3 protein-coding genes are annotated in these 1,854 nt (G+C 60.7%); all 3 read right to left on the minus strand.

From position 1 onward, the window contains the following. Positions 1 to 209: 209 nt before the first annotated feature. Positions 210 to 1,454, minus strand: a complete 1,245-nt coding sequence (locus QWI20_RS27370; protein WP_369308087.1) for an SGNH/GDSL hydrolase family protein — start codon at positions 1,452 to 1,454, stop codon at positions 210 to 212. Next, the gene (locus QWI20_RS27375; RefSeq protein WP_369308088.1) at positions 1,451 to 1,669 is read right to left on the minus strand and encodes a hypothetical protein; all 219 of its coding nucleotides are present in this window, start codon (positions 1,667 to 1,669) and stop codon (positions 1,451 to 1,453) included. Before QWI20_RS27375 ends, QWI20_RS27370 begins: the two co-directional genes overlap by 4 nt. A 34-nt stretch (positions 1,670 to 1,703) precedes the next feature. Then, positions 1,704 to 1,854 (minus strand): cell wall hydrolase (locus QWI20_RS27380; protein WP_369308089.1); only part of this gene is annotated, 151 nt, incomplete at its 5' end.

A 1,854-nucleotide genomic window follows, 5' to 3' on the forward strand; every position in this document is an offset into this window, starting at 1 on the left:
TATGCAAGCCTTTACTGTATGGATAAACAGGTGCTAGGCTCGCCGCGCTTTGTGCACAGAGCGGGAGCCTTGGCTGGACTTGCAGGGATAGTCTGCGGTTCGGTGGCCAGCTTGGATGTTGACGCATCCTGCTGGCCGCTCCTTTTGTGTCGCGAGGCGCTTATTTTTGGCCGGCCTTTCAAGCAGAAAGGCTGGCACCAAAGCTCGGCTCAGACCTTACGAATCCCGAACTGAGCTGCTTTTACTTTTGAGTCTTGGTTGATGCCCGCGGCCAAATAGAGCCCCATTCTGGCGGCGACGGCCGTTTCCGTGACGTCGCCCGTGTACCTCTGCGTCTCCAACGCGCCCTTCCAGTTGGCGGGCAACGTGAACGGCTCCTGGTACTTGTCCATCGAGCGGTAATAGATAGTGGTGGACGTACTCGCTACCGGCTTGGTGATGATCAGCTCAGCCTCCCAGCCGAGGATGCCCCGGCTGTTGCCAACGATCTCCGGAGCCGAAACCATCTCGATGACGTCCCCTGCCAGCAGATTCGAAAGCGTCACGTTCGCCGCCGGCTGAAGATAGATGTACCCGCCGGCCGCCGCCATGGTCCCGGCCAACTCGATGCACTGCGCCTCGCCGAATGCCGCCGGCTCTTTGTACCAGCGAGTGGTGATGCCGTTTAGGCCTGAGCCAGTTGCTTTGTAGTTATCCGCCAGCACCGATCCGGCGACTGGGTTGACCGATGCGTTGATGACTCCAGTTGTGCCGGTCATCAGCGGGTTGGCGTTCAGGCAGCCGAACGGGCGAATCGCCGAGTACAGATCGGCGGCATCCGTGGGCAGCGGCACGCCGAAGAACTCGAAATTGGCATTGATGATTGGCACGCAGCGGGATTGGATGAAGTCGGCGCCGATCAGGTTCGGGTGCAGATCATCGACAGTCATATCCTGCGTGAAGCCGTCCCAGATGTTGACCACCGGAACGAACTGCCGGACGTAGCCCAGCACCCAGTCCTTGTACGCGATCGCATCGGTGAGCGCAGCGCCGGTCAATGCCTTGGTGCCGAAGCGTGGCGTACCGGTGCCGACGATGAGGTATTTGCCCGGCGTATTCTGGAACGCCATGATCGCCTTCATCACGTTTGCCTTGCTGTCCGCCAGCGTCATGGCAGGCGTGGTGCTGTCATTGGTACGCGATAGCAGCATCCACAGATCGGCAGTGGCTGACGTCAGACACGACGGGAGCCTCGGCATGAACTGGCCGGAGTTGTCGCCGACCTTCCCTTGATTGTCCAGGTAGCTTGGGAAAAGACCGGTCTGCGCAGCAATCGCACCGGCGTAGCCGTAGGCCTCGGTTCCGAATGCCTTCGGGTCAATCGTGTGGCAGTTTGCGCTGAAGCTGTCGCCCAACAGACCCAGGCCACGACGGATGCGGCGGCGGGTCTGCTGGCCCTCGGCGAGAAGACTCATGCGAACACCTCAAAGGCGGCGCCGCCCGCCGGCAAGAAGCGCACCGTGGCCGGGGGAATGTTGAGTTGATAAGCGCCATCATTCCACAGCGTGTCAGACGTCACCCAGGTGTCGCCCATTTTGATCTGAACCGCGACCGAGCCTCCGTTTGCTTTCACGCCCAGCGTGACGCGCAAAGCGCGCGAGAATGTTTCTTCTTTTGTCGTTGTCTGCACTGCGTTCTCCAATTGGTCGAGATCAAGTGAGGTGTCAGGGCACGTCGCGGAAGAAAACGTGGTTGCCCAGCTTCAGTGTCCGCTTCGCCTTGGCCGCCCAGTCCGGCGCCTTCGGCATGGTGGTGGCGTAGTAGTGGGTAGCGCCGCCGGTAGGGTCTGGCACCTTGCCGTCGATCACCTGGTCA

This window comes from Pseudomonas sp. W2-17, from assembly GCF_041060445.1.
In the GTDB taxonomy this organism is placed as follows: Bacteria; Pseudomonadota; Gammaproteobacteria; order Pseudomonadales; family Pseudomonadaceae; genus Aquipseudomonas.